Annotated in this window: 15 protein-coding genes and 1 tRNA gene; 10 read left to right on the top strand and 6 right to left on the bottom strand. The window is 66.5% G+C overall.

Features of this window, described 5'->3' with window-relative positions; all coding sequences use genetic code 11:
• Positions 1 to 5: 5 nt before the first annotated feature.
• The 5 genes from SBP01_RS12220 to SBP01_RS12200 all read right to left on the bottom strand — a co-directional run bounded on the left by SBP01_RS12220 (position 6) and on the right by SBP01_RS12200 (position 4,378).
• The gene (locus SBP01_RS12220) at positions 6 to 1,010 is read right to left on the bottom strand and encodes a M4 family metallopeptidase (protein ID WP_320535942.1); all 1,005 of its coding nucleotides are present in this window, start codon (positions 1,008 to 1,010) and stop codon (positions 6 to 8) included.
• Positions 1,011 to 1,260: 250 nt separating this feature from the next.
• Positions 1,261 to 1,336: transfer RNA gene (locus tag SBP01_RS12215), tRNA-Arg, on the bottom strand.
• A gap of 121 nt (positions 1,337 to 1,457) precedes the next feature.
• Entirely contained in the window at positions 1,458 to 3,032 is a 1,575-nt protein-coding gene (locus tag SBP01_RS12210; protein ID WP_320535941.1) for an oxidoreductase, read from the bottom strand.
• Complete coding sequence (locus SBP01_RS12205; RefSeq protein WP_320535940.1) at positions 3,029 to 3,901, bottom strand: FAD:protein FMN transferase; 873 nt, start codon at positions 3,899 to 3,901, stop codon at positions 3,029 to 3,031. Before SBP01_RS12205 ends, SBP01_RS12210 begins: the two co-directional genes overlap by 4 nt.
• A 3-nt stretch (positions 3,902 to 3,904) precedes the next feature.
• Positions 3,905 to 4,378: a hypothetical protein gene (locus SBP01_RS12200; protein WP_320535939.1), complete on the bottom strand. Its 474-nt coding sequence runs from the start codon at positions 4,376 to 4,378 to the stop codon at positions 3,905 to 3,907.
• 181 nt (positions 4,379 to 4,559) lie between these two features.
• Between SBP01_RS12200 and argS the strand changes: the two genes are divergently transcribed.
• The 10 genes from argS (at position 4,560) to SBP01_RS12150 (ending at position 17,295) form a co-directional block, all read left to right on the top strand.
• The gene (gene argS, locus SBP01_RS12195; protein ID WP_275214360.1) at positions 4,560 to 6,209 is read left to right on the top strand and encodes an arginine--tRNA ligase; all 1,650 of its coding nucleotides are present in this window, start codon (positions 4,560 to 4,562) and stop codon (positions 6,207 to 6,209) included.
• Positions 6,209 to 7,708, top strand: a complete 1,500-nt coding sequence (gene lysA, locus SBP01_RS12190) for a diaminopimelate decarboxylase (RefSeq protein ID WP_320535938.1) — start codon at positions 6,209 to 6,211, stop codon at positions 7,706 to 7,708. Before argS ends, lysA begins: the two co-directional genes overlap by 1 nt.
• Positions 7,709 to 9,037, top strand: coding sequence for a homoserine dehydrogenase (locus tag SBP01_RS12185; RefSeq protein WP_320535937.1), 1,329 nt, complete (start codon positions 7,709 to 7,711; stop codon positions 9,035 to 9,037).
• Positions 9,038 to 10,144: a threonine synthase gene (thrC, locus tag SBP01_RS12180; RefSeq protein ID WP_275214363.1), complete on the top strand. Its 1,107-nt coding sequence runs from the start codon at positions 9,038 to 9,040 to the stop codon at positions 10,142 to 10,144. It begins immediately after the preceding gene.
• A 2-nt stretch (positions 10,145 to 10,146) separates the two neighbouring features.
• On the top strand, positions 10,147 to 11,121 hold the full coding sequence (thrB, locus tag SBP01_RS12175) for a homoserine kinase (protein WP_275214364.1): 975 nt from the start codon (positions 10,147 to 10,149) through the stop codon (positions 11,119 to 11,121).
• 299 nt (positions 11,122 to 11,420) lie between these two features.
• Positions 11,421 to 13,667 (top strand): transcription termination factor Rho, encoded by a 2,247-nt coding sequence (gene rho, locus SBP01_RS12170; protein WP_320535936.1) that lies wholly within the window; start codon positions 11,421 to 11,423, stop codon positions 13,665 to 13,667.
• 107 nt (positions 13,668 to 13,774) lie between these two features.
• Positions 13,775 to 14,848: a peptide chain release factor 1 gene (prfA, locus tag SBP01_RS12165; RefSeq protein WP_275214366.1), complete on the top strand. Its 1,074-nt coding sequence runs from the start codon at positions 13,775 to 13,777 to the stop codon at positions 14,846 to 14,848.
• 24 nt (positions 14,849 to 14,872) lie between these two features.
• Complete coding sequence (prmC, locus tag SBP01_RS12160; RefSeq protein ID WP_275214367.1) at positions 14,873 to 15,742, top strand: peptide chain release factor N(5)-glutamine methyltransferase; 870 nt, start codon at positions 14,873 to 14,875, stop codon at positions 15,740 to 15,742.
• A gap of 15 nt (positions 15,743 to 15,757) precedes the next feature.
• Complete coding sequence (locus SBP01_RS12155) at positions 15,758 to 16,540, top strand: L-threonylcarbamoyladenylate synthase (protein ID WP_320535935.1); 783 nt, start codon at positions 15,758 to 15,760, stop codon at positions 16,538 to 16,540.
• Entirely contained in the window at positions 16,537 to 17,295 is a 759-nt protein-coding gene (locus SBP01_RS12150; RefSeq protein WP_320535934.1) for a WecB/TagA/CpsF family glycosyltransferase, read from the top strand. Before SBP01_RS12155 ends, SBP01_RS12150 begins: the two co-directional genes overlap by 4 nt.
• Here SBP01_RS12150 and SBP01_RS12145 read toward each other — a convergent pair.
• Positions 17,292 to 18,188, bottom strand: a complete 897-nt coding sequence (locus tag SBP01_RS12145) for a glycosyltransferase (RefSeq protein WP_320535933.1) — start codon at positions 18,186 to 18,188, stop codon at positions 17,292 to 17,294. The two genes, SBP01_RS12150 and SBP01_RS12145, sit on opposite strands and share 4 nt — an antisense overlap.
• Positions 18,189 to 18,355 lie beyond the last annotated feature (167 nt).

The raw sequence follows: 18,355 nt of genomic DNA, 5'->3' as shown, positions 1-18,355 counted from the left end.
TTGGCTTATAGCTTGACCTTCACAGTTTCCCACGCCTTCCGGACGGCGTCATGTTCGGCGGAACCGGACCCGAACAATTCGGCGGCTGATGCTGCGGTGGCCCGCGCGAAGACGCTGAAGGTGGCGGCGGCAGGCAGGGATCCGCCGGTCAGGGTCTCATACCAGATGCGGCCCGGCGCCTCCCAGGCGTTGCCGCCCAGGGCTGCTGCGGCCAGGTAGAAGGCCCGGTTGGGGATGCCGGAGTTGATGTGGACGCCGCCGTTGTCCGCGCTGGTCCGCACGTACGAGTCCATTGAGTCCGGCTGGGGGTCCTTACCCAGGACGTCGTCGTCATACGCGGTGCCGGGAGCTTTCAGGGACCGCAGGGCCTTGCCCTGCACCTGTGGCGTGAAAAGTCCCTCACCGATAAGCCAGCTGGCCTGGTCGACGGACTGCTTCCTGACATACTGCTCAACAAGCACGCCGAAGACGTCAGACAGGGACTCGTTGATGGCGCCGGCCTGGTTTCTGTAGGCGAGTCCGGCAGAGAACTGTGTGACTCCGTGCGTGAGTTCGTGTCCGATAACGCTCAGTGACCGCGTAAAGCGTTCGAAGACCTGGCCGTCGCCATCGCCGAAGACCATCTGCTGGCCGTTCCAGAAGGCATTGTCGTACAGCTTTCCGAAATGAACGGTGGCATCCAGTGGCAGGCCATGGCCATCGATGGAGTTGCGTCCAAAGGCGTCGGCGAACAGGCGGTGCGTGTGCCCGAGGCCGTCATAGGCCTCGTCCGTTGGCAGGTCTCCCGATTCCGGGTCACCTTCTTTGCGGACAAGTTTGCCGGGGAGTGTTTCGGAGCCTGCGGCATCGTAGATGCTGCGGTTTGGCGGTCCGGGCTGGACGTCGCGGAATGCCGGCGGCGCGGCGGGCTGTGGCGCCGTCCTGGCTGACTGGACCGACCGTACATGGCTCAGTGCTTCCTTGGCCGCCCGCGCGGCGGACAGGAGTTCCGGCGCATCCTGACGGGCCAACCGCCGCAATAAGTAGGGCGGGATGATGAAGCACCGGCCGCTGGTTTGATGCCGGCCCTGTGGCTGTTCAGCTGACGGACGCCGGCCTGGCAGCTGGTGGTCTGGTAAGTGCATGACGTACCCCCTCGGATTGTGGCATCAGCCTACGAGGGGTCACAGACAATTTGATGGAGGCCCGCGGCCGCGCTCCGAAAGCGCTTGCCGATGCACAGAAGACCCCACCGCGCCTCGCGCGGTGGGGTCTTCATGTTGGTGCCCTCGATAGGATTCGAACCTACGACCTTCTGCTCCGGAGGCAGACGCTCTATCCCCTGAGCTACGAGGGCAATTCAGGGATCCTGCCGTTGCTGGCGGGACGTCCTAGAGCTTAGCAGGAAGGTGGCCCGCAATGAAAAACGGAGCTTACCGAGCCTTTCCGGCGAGCCGAAACGCCACCCCCGCGATTCTTCAGTAACCGGCAAACGAGTCCACGCGCACCCTGCGCGCACCCGACTCCCTCGCGGCACGGCGCAGCGAAGCAACGCTTGAGGGGGATCCGGAGACGTAGACGGTACGTTCTGCGATGTCAGGCACCAGCGCCCGCAGGGAGGTCCCGTCCAGCCGGGGCGGGGAGGCAACGCCGCCCGGCCCCGCGGCGCCGGCGTCGGCCAGGTTTCCGGCGTCGGCAATGAACGACGGCGGGATGGAACCATCGGCGAGGCGGGCCACCATCCGCGCACCGCACCCTTCCAGTTCCCGGGCATACGCGATCTCCGCTGCGTTCCGTGCCAGCAGCAGGAGGACCACATCCCGGTCCCGCCCGGCGCCTGCCGCCAGGTGCGCGAGGTACGGTGTGACACCAATCCCGGCGGCAATGAGCAGCACCGGCGTTCGCGGGTCCCGCGGCAGCACAAAATCCCCGCCCACCGAGGTAGCGGTCACCGGGTCGCCGGGCTCCAATGCCAGGAGGGCCTTCTTGGCGGCTGACAGCGGCTCGGCGGTCCGCACCCCGAACGTGACTGTCGCCGAGCCCGGGGCGCTGGTCAGGCTGAAGACCCGGCGGCGGCCCTTCCCGTCGGACTTGCCATGGGGCAGGTCCAGTTCCATGAACTGCCCGGGCAGATAGCGGACCGGGCGGGAGGGGTTAAAGCCGAACTCGGTGGTGCTGGGCGTCAACGTCCGGGAACCGGTGAAGGTCAGCCTCAGCGCGCCCCGCTGGCCCAGCACAAACGCCAGCAGGTTGCCCACAAGCAGGGCCAGTTCGGGGGAGTTGGCGAAGAACCCGACGTTGTACGGCACCGCAAACACCACCCCCACCACGGCCGCCAGCCCGAGCTGCTGCCAGCGGCGCGGCGGCAGCGTCAGCGGCTCGGTCAGCATAAAGCCGACGAAAAAGAGCAACGGCCGCTGTGCCACGGCCTGCCAGAGCGCATCGCCCGGCGTCGTCCCTGCCTGCAGCAGTTCCGAGGTCACTACCGCGGCGGCAACCACCAGGAAAACTGCGGCCATGAGGAACTTCCGGGTGCGGTGCAGCACCAGCACGATGCCCGGCACCAGCAGCCACAGCATGGCGGGGGTCGCCGCCCACCACGTCGCTATGTTCAACCCGGTGAGGCCGGTCACGAACGCCCCGGCCGCGGCAGGGTTGAACACGTGCCGCCCACGCCATGCAAGCGCATACTTGGACGCAGAAGCCAGCACGCAGGCCAGGGTCACCCCCGCCATATCCATGGGGGCAAACGACGGCCAGAAAAGGAAGTACAGCAGCAGCCCCGTGATCAGCGACGACTCTGAATGCGGCCGGACATGGAACACTGCGGCGAGGACCCGGTTGGAGGCATAGGTCAGGCCCAGGCAGAGGGCCAGGTGCACCACCATCTCAGGAATGCCGAAAGTCAGCCAGCCGAGCGCGTCCAGAACCATGCTGTACGCGGCAAGCGCCGCGAGCACCAGGAGGATCAGCCGGTACATCGTGTACTTTCCCAACCATGCGTCCAGCCGGCCGGCCGGCGAAACCGCCGTGGGGGTGTCGATGGGGCTCATGTGAACAACGTCCCTTCAAATCCGGCCGAATAGGCGGCGCTTCCGTCGGAAAATACTGTCAGCCAGGAGAACTCGAAGCTGCGCTCCAGGTCAGCGCCCGGGACGAAGAACAATGCGGTGGCCAGCGCGTCAGCCAGCATGGTGCTGGCCGCCATGGTCCAGGTGGCCACGGCTGTGCTGACGGGCCGGCCCGTGGTGCCGTTCAGGACGTGATGTAGCCCGTCCCCCCAGGCACGGCGGTTGGCGGCAGAGGCACACAGCGCGCCGCCTGCCAGGTCCACCGTGCCGATGGCCCTCGCAGGATCATACGGGTGCTCCAGGCCTACCCTGATGACGTCCGGACCGCTGTACAACAGGTCCCCGCTGGCATCGATCAGGTAGCTGTTGTGGCCATGCTGACGCAATTCGGCGCCCAGAAGATCCACCAGCTGGCCCTTGCCGGCGGCGCCAATGTCCAGGCCCACGGGCGCACGGTTCGTGAGGACTGAACCGTCCCAGTCCAGGGCATCCTCCCAGCGGGGCGCCGCCAGGGGAGGGCCCGCCGGCCGCAGTGAGTAGTCGCCGTCGTAGCCCAGCTGCTCAAGGCTGCTGCCGATCAGCGGCGTCATCGCCCCGGCTGAGAGGCGGTACAGGGAGCGGTATAGCTGCCCGAGCGGTGCAGCCTCCGGCGGAAACTCATGCCGCCCCGGCTCACGTGCCATGGCGCTGGCGGTGGAATCCGGACGGAACCGTGACCACGCGCCGTCGTACGCTTCCACCACGGCGAGGAGCCGTGCCCGGACACCCGCCGAAAGAGGCCGGGGCGTGGCTACTTCCCAACGGGTGCCGATCCCGTCGAAGCGGAACTCCTCCCAGCCGGGCTGCGGCACGGCCTAGCGGGCCTCTGCCTTGATCTTCTCTACCGCCTGGTTGAACCCGCCGCTGGTCAGGGACGAGCCGGCAACCTTGGACACCTTCAGCTGGTCAATGTTCCTGCCCACCACCTGGGCGGCGATTCCGCCGGCGAACTCGCCCTGGAACTTGCGGGTGTTCGGGTTGGAGGGGTGCTGGGTGATGTTGACCGCCTTGACCGTCCCGGCGGCAAGCATTAATTCCACGCCCACCGTTTCGGTGCCGTTCGGGGACACATAGGTGCCATCGGCGTTGTACGTCCCGTCTTTATAAGCGGACCCGCTGCCGGCCAGGGAGGACGAGGTCCCGGACGGGGTGCTTTCGCCCGCGGAACTGTCGTTGGCGGACGGCGGCGTTGCCCCTTGGGTTGCCGTGGGCGCGCAGCCGGCCACGGTTCCGACGAGGGACAGGCCGGCCAGGCCGGCGAAAACACTCTTGCGGACTGACGGTCTCATGATGGGGCTCGTTTCGTGGGCTGGGTGCTTACGGTGTACTCAACGTCGGATTCAGCGTAATGGTTCACGCTGAGAGCCAGCCGCGAGGCTGGCTCAGTTGAGCCGGTCCGCCGGCTGGGACCCCAAGTCACCCGTCATGGCTCAAATTCCTCCACGTGGCGGGCGCCGGTAGGCTAGAGGGGTGACTCCCGAAGAACTCTCCCTCGCCATATCCGCCTGCCTGAAAGATGCCGTCGCTGCCGGCGAAATCGGGCTTTCCGCGTCTGCAGTTCCTGCCGAGGTGCGGGTGGAGCGACCAAAGAACCGGGATCACGGTGACTGGGCCACCAATATCGCCCTGCAACTGTCCAAGCAGGCCGGCACCAATCCACGCGAGTTCGCCACCATTTTGAGTGCCCGGCTCAAGACCATCAACGGCGTTTCTGCGGTGGACATCGCGGGTCCGGGCTTCCTGAACATCACCGTGGACGCTGCGGCCGCGGGGGCCCTGGCGAAGGCCATCGTGGAAGCCGGTCCGGAGTACGGCACCAACACCGCGCTCGCCGGCCATACCGTCAACATGGAATTCGTGTCCGCCAACCCCACCGGGCCCCTGCATATCGGCCATACCCGCTGGGCAGCCCTGGGCGACGCCATCGCGCGGGTCCTCCGCGCATCCGGCGCCGAGGTCACCGCCGAGTACTACATCAACGACGCCGGCACGCAGATGAACACCTTCGCCCAGTCGGTCTACAACCGGCTCCACGGCCTACCCGTGCCCGACGGCGGCTACCCCGGCCAGTACATCGCGGACCTCGGCCACGAGGTACTCAGCGAACACCCGGACATCCGTGAACTGACCGAGGTTGCGGCGATCCCCGTGATCCGCGCCGCGGCCTACGAGGCCCAGATGAAGGACATCCAGGCCACGCTCGCGGATTTCGGCGTCGAATTCGACGTGTTCTTCTCCGAGCAGGAACTGCACGACGCCGGCGCCATCGAAAGTGCCGTTGCGCGCCTGCGCGAGCAGGGCCACGTGTTCGACGACGGCGGTGCGGTGTGGCTGCGCACCACGGACTTTGGCGATGACAAGGACCGGGTCATGATCCGCGCCAACGGCGAGCCCACCTACTTCGCGGCTGATGCCGCCTATTACCTGTCCAAGAAGGACCGCGGCTTCACCGAGAAGATCTACCTCCTCGGTGCGGACCATCACGGCTACATCAACCGGCTCAAGGCCATTGCGGCGGCCGCCGGAGATGACCCCGAGGTCAACATCGAGGTCCTGATCGGCCAGCTGGTCTCCGTCAACGGCGCCAAGTTGTCCAAACGTGCAGGCAATATCATCGAGCTCAAGGACCTCATCGACTGGCTTGGCAAGGACGCGGTCCGCTACTCGCTGGCCCGTTTCCCGGCGGATTCCCCGCTGACCCTGGACCCGGACCTGCTCAAGAAGCACAGCAACGAGAACCCGGTGTTCTACGTGCAGTACGCCCACGCCCGTACCCGCGGCGCGGCACGGAACGCCGTGGCCGCCGGCGTTGACCGGAGCGCCTTTGAGGCCTCCCTGCTGGACCACGCCACCGAAAACGAACTGCTCTCCTACCTGGGCAGCTACCCCTCCATTGTGGCCAAGGCCGCCGAACTGCGCGAGCCGCACCGCATCGCCCGCCACCTTGAGGTCATCGCCGGCGCCTACCACCGCTGGTATGACGCCTGCCGCATCGCCCCCATGGGCGACGAGCCGGTCACCGACGTCAACCGCACCCGTTTGTGGCTCAACGATGCCACCAGCCAGGTCCTGGCCAACGGACTGGACCTCCTTGGCGTCTCCGCACCGGAACGGATGTGATGGCAGTGCCAAAAACCAACCACCAGGCCGCCTCCCCGCTGGCCCCTGATTGGCTCGCCGTTCCGGCTGATCTGAACGTCCTGCATCAGCCGCTGTGGGCCGGTGACGTTGACCGGAACGGCGACGGCGAACTCGCCATTGACGGCATCCCGGTCAGCGAGCTCAAAAGGCAGTACGGAACGCCGCTCTTTGTGCTGAGCGAGACCGATTTCCGGGAGCGTGCCCGCTCCTTCAGCGACGCGTTCAACAACGCCTTCGCTGACATCTGCGGGGGAGTGGACGTCTACTACGCCGGGAAGTCCTTCCTCTGCACCGCCGTGGTGCGGTGGGTCGAGGAGGAAGGCCTGCGGCTGGACACCGCCTCCGGCGGGGAACTGGCAGTCGCTGCACGGGCCGGCATCCCCGGCGCGGACGTGGCCCTGCATGGAAACAACAAGTCCGACGCCGAAATTCACCGGGCCCTGGACATGAAGCTCGGCCGAATCGTGGTGGACAGCCTGGACGAACTCCAGCGCGTCGCCAGGATCGCGGAAAACCGCGGGGAGCAGGCCAAAGTCATGCTGCGGCTGACTCCCGGCGTGCACGCCCACACCCACGAGTTCATCGCCACCGCCCACGAGGACCAGAAGTTCGGCCTCTCCATGGCGGAGGACACCACCGAGCAGGCAGGTCTGTCCGCGGCGGAAGAAGCCGTGGCGGCCGCAACCAACTACCCAGGCATCGACCTTCTCGGGCTGCACTGCCACATCGGTTCCCAGATTTTCGAGCCCGACGGCTTTGCCCTGGCAGCCGAGAAGCTCCTTCGCTTCCTTGCCGCCATGCAGGAAAAGTACTCCATCGTGATGCCCGAACTGGACCTGGGCGGCGGGTACGGCATTGCCTACACCCCGGTGGACACCCCCCGGCCCGCAGCCGAGATCGCGGAGGCGATGGCCGCCGTCGTGCGTTCCACGTGCGCAGACCTGGGTATCACCTCCCCGCGGATTTCCATTGAGCCGGGCCGCGCGATTGTGGGCAGCACCACCTTCACGCTGTACGAGGTGGGGACCCTGAAGACGGTTCGCGTGGACGCGCCCGCCGTTGGAACAGCCGGGACAGCCCAAACAACCGCCAACCTGCTGGAAAACGTTACGCACCCGCGCCGGTATGTGTCAGTTGACGGCGGCATGAGCGATAACGCCCGGCCGGTGCTGTACGACGCGGATTATTCGGCTGTTCTCGCCTCGCGCACCTCGGACGCGGCGGCGCAGCTGTCCCGCGTAGTGGGCAAACATTGCGAGAGCGGCGACATAGTTGTTAGAGATGTATATCTGCCCGAGGACGTGGCAGCCGGTGATCTGCTTGCTGTACCGGGAACCGGCGCCTACTGCTGGGCCCTCTCGAGCAACTACAACTATCTGGCCCGGCCGGGCGTTGTCGCGGTGCGCGACGGATCTGCCCGGCTGATTGTCCGCGGGGAAACCGAACAAGATCTGCTCAACCGCGACATGGGAGTCTGAATGACTGAATTGCGAACCCTGAAAGTAGCCCTCCTGGGCTGTGGCAACGTTGGGGCCCAGGTTGCGCGGATTCTCATTGAGGACGCCGACACCCTTGCTGCCCGCACCGGCGCCCGCCTTCAGCTCAGCGGTATCGCCGTGCGCAACGTGAACGCACCGCGCGACGTTGAGCTGCCGCCGGAACTGTTCACCACGGACGCCGAGACCCTGGTCAAAGACGCGGACCTGGTCATCGAACTGATGGGCGGCATCGAGCCGGCCCGCACCCTGATCCTCTCCGCGCTGCAGAACGGCGCTTGCGTGGTCACCGGCAACAAGGCGCTGCTGGCCCAGGACGGCCCTACCCTCTACGAAGAGGCCGACAAAGCCGGCGTGCAGCTGTCCTACGAAGCGGCGGTGGCCGGTGCCATCCCCATCCTGCGCCCCATCCGCGACAGCCTGTCCGGGGACCGGATCACCAAGGTGATGGGCATCGTCAACGGAACCACCAACTTCATCCTCGACCAGATGGATTCCACCGGTGCCCAGTTCGCCGATGCCCTCGCTGAAGCCCAGCGGCTTGGCTACGCCGAAGCGGACCCCACGGCGGACATCGAGGGCCACGACGCAGCGGCCAAGGCCGCGATCCTCGCCACCCTGTCCTTCCACACCCGGTTTGCCCTCGAAAACGTCCACTCTGAAGGCATCACCTCCGTCACCGCCGCGGACATCGCCGCGGCCAAGGACGCCGGTTTTGTCATCAAGCTGCTGGCCATCGCCGAAAAACTCCCGGCCGCAGGCACGGAAACAGGCGGCGGCGAAGGCGTTTCGGTGCGCGTGCACCCCACGCTGCTCCCGCGGGAGCACCCTTTGGCCGCCGTCCGCGGAGCGTTCAACGCGGTGTTCATCGAGGCCGAAAACGCCGGAGAACTGATGTTCTACGGCCAGGGCGCCGGTGGCACCCCCACGGCGTCTGCCGTCCTGGGTGACCTGGTGTCCGCGGCCCGCCGCCTGGTGCTGGGCGGTCCCCAGCGGACCGAGACCACCACCGGGCACGTTCCGGCACTTCCCATTGATGCGGCCATCACCAGTTACTACATCGGCCTGGACGTGGCCGATCAGCCCGGTGTCCTGGCCCGCATTGCCAAGCTTTTCGCGGAGCACGGTGTGTCCATCGAAATCATGCGGCAGACCATCCACAAGGAAGCCGGCTCCAGCACGGAGTCGGCCGAACTGCGGATTGTCACGCACCGCGCGTCCGAGGCTGCCCTTGCAGCCACCGTCGAGGCCGTGAAGGGCCTGGACGTTATCAATTCAGTGACATCCGTTCTGCGGGTAGAAGGAGTCTAAGTGGCTCACCAATGGCGCGGCGTTATCCGCGAATACGCTGACCGTCTGCCCGTGACGGAATCCACCCGGGTCATCACCCTGGGCGAAGGCGGCACTCCGCTGGTCCACGCGCAGAAGCTGTCCGAACTGACCGGTTCCACCGTGTACCTGAAGGTCGAGGGCATGAACCCCACCGGCTCGTTCAAGGACCGCGGCATGACCATGGCCATGACCGCCGCCGTTGAATCCGGCGCCAAGGCCGTGGTCTGTGCCTCCACCGGCAACACTTCCGCTTCGGCCGCCGCCTACGCCACGGCCGCCGGCCTGAAGTGCGCTGTGCTGGTCCCCGAAGGCAAGATCTCCATGGGCAAGCTGAGCCAGGCCATCGCGCACGGCGCCACGCTGCTGCAGGTGGACGGCAACTTCGACAACTGCCTGGACATCGCCCGGAAGCTGGGGGAGTCCTACCCGGTGTTCCTGGTCAACTCGGTCAATCCTGCCCGTATCCAGGGCCAGAAGACCGGTGCCTTCGAGATCGTGGACTCCCTCGGTGACGCCCCGGACATCCACGTCCTGCCGGTCGGAAACGCCGGCAACATCACGGCCTACTGGAAGGGCTACAAGGAGTACTCGGCCCCGTTCGAGTCGGCTACGGCCGGCACGCTGGCGCCCGTGTCCACCAAAACCCCGCAGATGTGGGGCTTCCAGGCTGCCGGCGCGGCTCCGTTCGTAGCCGGCCACCCCATTACGGAACCGGACACCATCGCCACTGCCATCCGGATCGGCAATCCTGCTTCCTGGGACGGCGCCATTGCGGCCCGCGACGAGTCCGGCGGCTTCATCGACGCCGTGACCGACGAGCAGATCCTGGATGCGCACCGCTGGCTGTCCGCCCGGGAGGGCGTTTTTGTGGAACCGGGCTCAGCAGCGGGGGTGGCGGGCCTCCTGAAGAAGCACGCCGCCGGCGAAGTACCGTCCGGCAAGACCATTGTCATCACCGTGACGGGCCACGGCCTCAAGGATCCCCAGTGGGCCCTGCGCACCGAAGACGGCAGTGAGGTACAGCCGGTCAAGGTCTCCAACGATGTTGTCACCGTTGCAGCTGCACTGGGACTGGAAGAAAAGTAGCCTTGGAAACCACCGCGCCCACTACCGTTGCCCTGCCCCTCATTGAGGCAGGGCAACGGGTCACCGTCAGGGTCCCCGCCACCAGCGCCAACCTCGGTCCGGGCTATGACAGCCTGGGCCTGGCCCTGGCACTGCACGACACCCTGACGGTGGAAAGCCTGGAGACCGACGAGCTCCTGTTCGAGCTCAGCGGCGAGGGTGCGGACACCTTGCCCCGCGATGCCAGCCACCTTGTGGTCCGGGCCATGGAAGCCGCCTTTTCCCGGCTCGGCTACCGGCACGGCGGCCTCCGGATCACGGCAACCAACGTCAATCCGCACGGGCGCGGCCTGGGCTCTTCCGCCTCCGCAGTGGTGGCGGCAGTGTCCGCCGCCAACGCCATGGTGCCGGCGCCCGGGCAGCGCGGACGCGACTGGATCCTGCAGCTTACCAGCGAAATGGAAGGCCATCCGGACAACGTCGCGCCAGCGATTTTCGGCGGACTCGCGCTGTCATGGCAGGACAGTGACCAGTACAGGAGCACCTGCGCAACCGTGGTGGATTCGGTCATCCCCATTGTGGCCGTTCCGGACTTTGAACTGTCCACCGAAGCGGCCCGAGCGCTGCTGCCGGCCTCGGTGGGCCACCATGCCGCAGCCATGAACTCCGGCCGGGCGGCCCTGCTGATCCATGCGCTGACGCAGAAGCCGGAATTCCTGCTCGCCGGTACTGAGGACTACCTCCACCAGAGCTACCGGGCGGAGGCCATGCGCCCCAGCGCTGCGCTTATCCGGGTACTGCGCGGTGCAGGCCACGCAGCAGTTGTTTCCGGCGCCGGGCCCACGGTCCTGGTCCTGGCCAACGGCGAAGCTGAGGCCGCGGAAATCCTCGCACTGATCGGATCCTTCACGTCTGAGAACACGCCGGGCATCGGCTGGCGCGTGCTGAAGCTCGCAGTGGACGTCGAAGGTGCTAAGGTGGATTTACACCGGCGGTAATTCCGCCTATCTGATCCGCAACTGCATTTCAGTTGCATCTGGTCGTCTACTGCGCAATATTTTCCGGTGTCGCCTGCTTGGTCTGTCGCAGGAATCTGCAGCAAGAAGTGTCTGCCCCTGAAGCGTCAGTCCAGCGCCCCGTCATTAATCGGTGCGTGAGGTGAATCAGTATCCGGCCCTGCTGGCCGAAATCCAACCGGCAAGGCCGAAAATCCCGGCTGCAGATCTGAACTGCAGCCCAGATCAAATCATCGCGTCCAGCTCCCAGTCTGGACGCCGTCGAGGGGGAAGGATCCTTCGTGACCGAAACCACTGAGCTGTCTTCAGCTGTGGACACATCAACTTCTGCAGCCGGATCGTCAACGGCCGCACCCACCAAGAGCAGCGGCCTCGCCGGCCTGAAGCTCGCCCAACTGCAGGCACTTGCCAGCCAGTTGGGGATTTCCGGTGGGTCACGGATGCGCAAGGGGGACCTGGTTACGGCCATTTCCGCCCACCGCGCAGGCACACCAGCCACCAAGGCGCCGGCCAAGGCAGCCGAGAAAACCTCTGAAAACCACGTAGCCGCCGCTGCGCCGGTGGCTGCCGGCACCGAAACCCCGGAGGCTCCGGCCGCCGAGGGAACCCGTGCACGTGGCCGCGGCCGCAGCCGCCGCGCAGTGAGCGACGGTGTGGTCGCCGCTGCACCCGCCGAAGCGCCGGCCTCCGCCCCCGCTGAAGCGCCGGCAGCCGCACCTGCCGAGACTGAAACCGCCGAAGGTGGAGCCGAACGCCGCCAGCCGCGTACCCGCAACCGCCGCCGCGGCGAAGCAGCCGCGCAGGCAACGGCTCCGCAGGCCGCAGACGTCACGGAAGTGCCGGCCGAACAGCCTGCCGCCGAACCGCGCCAGGCCGAGCGCACCGAAACCCAGCGCTCGGACACTCAGCGCTCGGATGCCCAGCGCACCGAAACCCAGCGCTCGGAGACCCCGCGCACCGAGGCTCAGGGTGTTGAATCCGGCGATGGCCAGCGCACCGAGCGTCGGGACAGCGGCCGCACCCGCGGTGGACGCGACGCCAACGCCCGCGACACTGCAGCCCGTGAGACCACCACACGCGACAACGCCGATGGCGGCCGCGACAACGCAGGCAGCCGCGAGGCCGGCCAGCGCGAGGGTACCCGGCGCGATGACAACCGCGACAATTCACGCGACAACGACGATTCAGATAACGGCAGCCGCCGCAATCGTCGCAACCGCCGGGACCGCAACGACCGCAATGACCGCTCCGGCGGCCAGGACAGCCGGGACAACACCCGCAACGACCGCTTCCGCGACCGCAACGACCGCCGTCGCGGCCGTGCCCAGGGCCCGGACGTCGACGACGTCGAGGTCACTGATGACGATGTCCTGCTGCCGGTCGCCGGCATCCTGGACGTCCTGGAGAACTACGCGTTCATCCGTACCTCGGGCTACCTGCCGGGCCCGAATGACGTCTACGTCTCCCTGGCACAGGTCAAGAAGTACAACCTGCGCAAGGGCGACGCCGTCGTTGGCGCCATCCGGGCACCGCGCGAAGGCGAAGACCGCAGCCAGCAGTCCGCCCGCCAGAAGTTCAACGCCCTGGTCCGCGTCACCTCCGTCAACGGCAAGACCCCGGAGGAACTGAAGGACCGCGTTGAATTCGCCAAGCTGGTCCCGCTGTACCCGTCCGAGCGACTGCGCCTCGAGACCGACCCCAAGAAGATCGGGCCCCGCGTCATTGACCTGGTTGCCCCGATCGGCAAGGGCCAGCGCGGCCTGATCGTCTCCCCGCCGAAGGCCGGCAAGACACTCATCCTGCAGTCCATCGCCAACGCCATCACCACCAACAATCCTGAGGTCCACCTCATGATGGTGCTCGTTGACGAACGTCCTGAAGAAGTCACGGACATGCAGCGCACCGTCAAGGGCGAGGTCATTGCCTCCACCTTCGACCGTCCCGCCGACGACCACACCACCGTGGCCGAGCTGTCCATCGAGCGCGCCAAGCGCCTGGTGGAAATGGGCATGGACGTGGTGGTCCTCCTGGATTCGATGACCCGACTGGGCCGCGCCTACAACCTGGCAGCACCGGCCTCGGGCCGTATCCTGTCCGGTGGCGTCGACTCAGCAGCCCTGTACCCGCCCAAGCGCTTCTTCGGCGCAGCCCGCAACATTGAAAACGGCGGCTCACTGACCATCCTGGCAACGGCCCTTGTGGAGACCGGTTCCAAGATGGACGAGGTCATCTTCGAAGAGTTCAAGGGCACCGGCAACATGGAACTCCGCCTGTCCCGCCAGCTGGCAGACAAGCGCATCTTCCCGGCAGTGGACGTCAACGCGTCCGGCACCCGCCGCGAGGAGAACCTGCTTTCGCCCGAGGAAGTCAAGATCATGTGGAAGCTGCGCCGCGTCCTTTCCGGACTCGAAACGCAGCAGAGCCTTGAGCTTCTGACCAACAAGATCCGGGAGACCCAGAGCAACGTTGAGTTCCTGATGCAGGTCCAGAAGACGACGCTTGGTGCGAAGTCGGATAACGACAAGTAGCTGCGCTCACCGCTCAAAGTGTGCCGACCCCCTGGTCGGCACACTTTGGGCGGTTCGTCGTTAAGTCCCGGGAAACTAGACTTGTAAGAGTCGAAAGAGGTTGTGAAATGTTTGAGTCCGTACAGGGCCTGCTAGATGAGCATGATGCTATCCAGGCGCAGCTGGGGGATCCTGCTGTTTACGCTGACCAGCGCTTGGCACGGAAGCTGGGGCGGCGCTCAGCTCAGCTGAACGGCATTGTGGAGGCGTACCACAAGTGGGAAGGCATCCGCGATGACCTTGCTGCGGCCAAAGAGATGGCTGCCGAGGACCCCGAATTTGCTGCCGAGGTTCCCGAGCTGGAGGCGGCGCTGGAGACCGCGTCGGCCAAGCTGCGCAGGCTCTTGATTCCCCGCGACCCTGACGATGCCCGCAACGTGATCCTTGAGGTCAAGGGCGGCGAAGGTGGCGACGAAGCGGCCCTCTTCGCCGGCGATCTCCTGCGGATGTACACCCGGTACGCCGAATCCCGCGGCTGGAAGACGGAACTCATTTCCGCCACCGAGTCGGACCTGGGCGGTTACAAGGATGTCCAGATGGCCGTCAAGGGGAACTCAAACGACCCCGCGGAAGGCGTCTACGCGCGGCTCAAGTTCGAAGGCGGCGTCCACCGCGTGCAGCGCGTGCCCGTCACCGAATCGCAGGGCCGGATCCACACGTCCGCTGCCGGCGTCCTGGTCCTGCCGGAAGTTGACGAGCCCGAAGAGCTGGACATCAACCAGAACGACCTCAAGATCGACGTGTACCGTTCCTCCGGCCCCGGTGGCCAGTCCGTGAACACCACGGACTCCGCTGTCCGCATCACGCACCTGCCCACGGGCATCGTGGTGGCGATGCAGAATGAGAAATCCCAGCTGCAGAACCGCGAAGCAGGCATGCGCGTGCTCCGCGCCCGCATCCTGGCACACCAGCAGGAGATCATCGACGCCGAGAACTCGGCCCAGCGGAAGTCCCAGATCCGCACCATGGACCGTTCGGAGCGCATCCGCACCTACAACTACCCGGAAAACCGCATCGCGGACCACCGCACCGGCTACAAGGCGTACAACCTGGACCAGGTCATGAACGGCGACCTCGAACCGGTCATCCAGTCCGCCATCGAGATGGACGAACAGGCCCGCCTGGACGCCATCGGCGATTAGTCGGCTGCCGGGAACTGCACGGATATGACAACCGGCGCGGAACAGTCACTGGCGGCTGCCATCGGCGAGGCCACCGCGATCCTCCGGGACGCCGGTGTCCCGAGCCCGCGGGTGGACGCCGAACTGCTCGCGGATCATCTGCTTGGTGTTGGGCTGGGGCGGCTCCGGGCCATGATGCTCGGTGATTCGCCGGCGCCTGAGGGCTACGCCGAGCTGGTCGCCGAGCGGGCCCGGCGCACCCCGCTGCAGCACATCACCGGAGTGGCGCACTTCCGGTACCTCGAACTCGCCGTCGGGCCCGGAGTGTTTATCCCGCGCCCCGAAACGGAGTCCGTGGTCCAACTGGTCATAGACCGGGTCACAGGCATGGCGCACCCCCGGATCGTGGACCTGGGCACCGGATCCGGGGCCATCGCCGGTTCCATCGCCCACGAGGTTCCCGCCGCTGAAGTCCACGCCGTGGAATACAGCCCGTTCGCCCATGCATGGGCAGCAAGGAACCTGGCGCCCCTGGGCGTCACACTCACCCTGGGGGACCTGCGGGACGCGTTGCCGGAGCTCAACGGAACATTCGACGTCGTCGTTTCCAACCCGCCCTACATCCCGGCCGAAGCCATCCCCAATGAACCCGAAGTCGCCCTGCATGATCCGCCGGAAGCCCTGTACGGCGGGGGAGCGGACGGCATGGAACTTCCGACGGCGGCGGCAGCCTCCGCTGCCCGGCTGCTGGTTCCCGGGGGCTACTTCGTGATGGAACACGCCGAAGTCCAGGCCGCGTGGATTGTCCGCATGATGGAGCGCGCCGGTGCCTGGACCGAAATCACCACGCACCTGGACCTCAACGGCAGGGAACGCGCCACCAGCGCCGTGCTTGCCGGACCGCGCCACGACTGATGAAAGAATAGGCCAGTGACCACAACCTACAACTGCACGTCAGAGGATCAGCGCGCCCTGGGGCTGGAGCATGCGCAGCGTGCCATCAGCGAAAAGAAGTGCGTGGTTTTCCCCACCGATACTGTCTACGGGATCGCGGCCGATGCCTTCTCTCCGCAGGCCGTCACCATGCTTCTGGTTTCCAAGGGACGCAGCCGCACCATGCCGCCGCCCGTGCTCATTCCGCGGATCAATGCCCTGGACGGGCTGGCCACGGAGATCTCCGCGGACGCCCGCAAGCTGGCTGAGGCGTTCTGGCCCGGTGGCCTGACGCTGATCCTGCACGCACAGCCGTCGCTGGACTGGGACCTTGGTGAGACGCAGGGAACAGTGGCGCTCCGGATGCCCGCCGATGAGATTGCGCTGGAGCTCCTCACCCTGACCGGCCCGCTGGCGGTTTCCTCCGCCAACCGGACCGGCCAGGCGCCGGCGCAGACCGCAGCCGAAGCGCGTGCCCAGCTCGCCGAGTCCGTTGAGGTCTACCTCGAAGGAGGCTTCCGGCCGGTGGAAGGCACGGACGCCGTGCCGTCCACCATCGTGGACGCCACCGGCACGGTCCTGCGGGTTGTGCGCAACGGCGCCGTGTCCCTCGACCAGCTTCGCGAACACGTTCCGGGCGTCCTGGGCCTCGGTGAGGTTCCCTCCGGTCAGCCTGCAGCCCCTGTGGCCGCCGAAGACGCTTCCGCCGCGCCCGCGACGACGAACGCGGAGGCGGCGCCGGACACCCCGGCGGCCGAAGGCGCCCGGGACGCTGGATGAGCCCCGCCCGGCAGCACATCCCGGTCCTGGGTGTCGACGCCACCCCGTTGACCGTGGACGGACTCATTGAGGTGCTCGCAGGGTTCGTCGACGACGGCGCCCGGCGCACCGTCGTCGGACATAACCTGCACAGCGTCACGCTGACCCATTCCGATCCCGGATTCCGTTCCCTCTACGAGAACAGTGACGTGGTGCTCCTGGACGGGGCGCCGGTGCTGTGGCTCTGGGGCCGGACCGGCAAAGCCGTCAGCCCGCTTATGGAGTACAGGCTGGGGTCCACGGACTGGCTGCCATCCTTGGGCCGCGTGGCCGGCCTCGAACGGATCGCCGTAGTGGGCGCCGGGGCGGAAGCCAACGCCAAAGCGGTCGAACGGCTCCAGGGGATTGTTCCCGCCGCCACCGTGACAGGGCTTCCCGGCGAAGACTGGGATGCCGACGTCGAAACGGCCGCCGTGGACTGGCTCGCCGCGCAGCAGCCCCAGCTCGTCCTGCTCGGGCTGGGCATGCCGCTCCAGGAAACAGTGCTGCAGCGCCGGCTGGACTCGCTCCCGCCCGCCATCTACTGCACGGTGGGCGGCGCCATTGAACAACTGGCAGGGGTGCAGAAGCTCTCGCCGCGCTGGCTGGGAAGGCTTGGCCTGGAGTGGGCCTGGCGCCTGCTGCTGCATCCGCGCCGGGTGGCCTACCGCGTGTTCGGCGAGCCCTGGGTGCTCCTGTGGCTCCTTACCCGGCGGCGCCTTCGGGGCCAGTCCTAAATATTCTGGTCCTCCAGCGGCGCGAAGCCCTTGCCGCGCAGCCCGGCGGTGAAGGACCTGGCCCAGGACAGGAAGCCGGGCAGGTCACGGCGCCGCGCGAAATAGCCCGCGTAGCCACCCACGTCCGCCACGAAGGACTTGACCCGGAAGTACCGGCGGATCAAGTACCCGCGGTTGCGGTAGTAGTAATAACGCTTGAAGGCCGAATCCGGGACGATCACATGCCAGCGTGCGCCATAAACGTGTTGGGTCTCGGAGACGGCGTGCGGGTGGGTGATGGCCGTTGTGGTCACGGTGCCGAACCTGATGCCGGCCTTGCGCAGCCTGATGGTGAAGTCCACCTCGTCGCCACGGATGAAGAGGCGCATGTCCGGCAGGCCAACCTTGAAAAAGACGTCCGACCGGATGAGCGCCCCGTTAAAGAAGTGCCCGTCATTGGGCAGGAAACCTACTTTTTCCACCTCGGCACGGTCATGGGTGACCTTCCCGTCCAGCCGGAAGAAGAAGGACAGCCGGTCCGGGTTGCCGGGGGCCACCACGAGGGGGACCACGGCTTCAAGGTTGCGGGCCTCAGCCTCCCGCAGCAGCGTGGCCAGGCACTCGGGATCTGCCGGCTCGGCGTCGTCATCCATCATCCAGATCCAGGTGGCACCGCTGGCCACTGCCTTGAGGGCAGCCAGGGCGAAGCCGCCGGCCCCGCCCAGGTTGGCTTCGGAGCGGACATAGTCCACATTGGCGTGCCGTTCAGCCACCTCACGGGCCGGATCCGAGCCACTGTCGACGAGGCAGATGGTGTCCACGGCCGCCGACTGGGAGTTGATGGAATCCAGCAGGACAGCGAGCTCCTGATGTCGGTTGAAAGTCACAGCAGCAACAGCGACCCGGACGGTCATGGGGGTTCCTTTCAGGGCGGCCTTCAGGGGATTCCCCGCTCGCAATGCGCCGTGTGGCGCGAAGCCATGGAGCCGTTGGCGCTAGTATCTTGACTAGAGTCCACTGTAATACAGCCCTGTAAGGCACTTAGTACTGCCTGCTGCGCGCCCGGCGACGGAGAAGTTTC

It is taken from the genome of Pseudarthrobacter sp. IC2-21 (assembly GCF_034048115.1).
In the GTDB taxonomy this organism is placed as follows: domain Bacteria; phylum Actinomycetota; class Actinomycetes; order Actinomycetales; family Micrococcaceae; genus Arthrobacter; species Arthrobacter naphthalenicus.
Note: the sequence above shows the minus strand (reverse complement) of the source record. Positions and strands in the feature narration are given on the sequence as shown.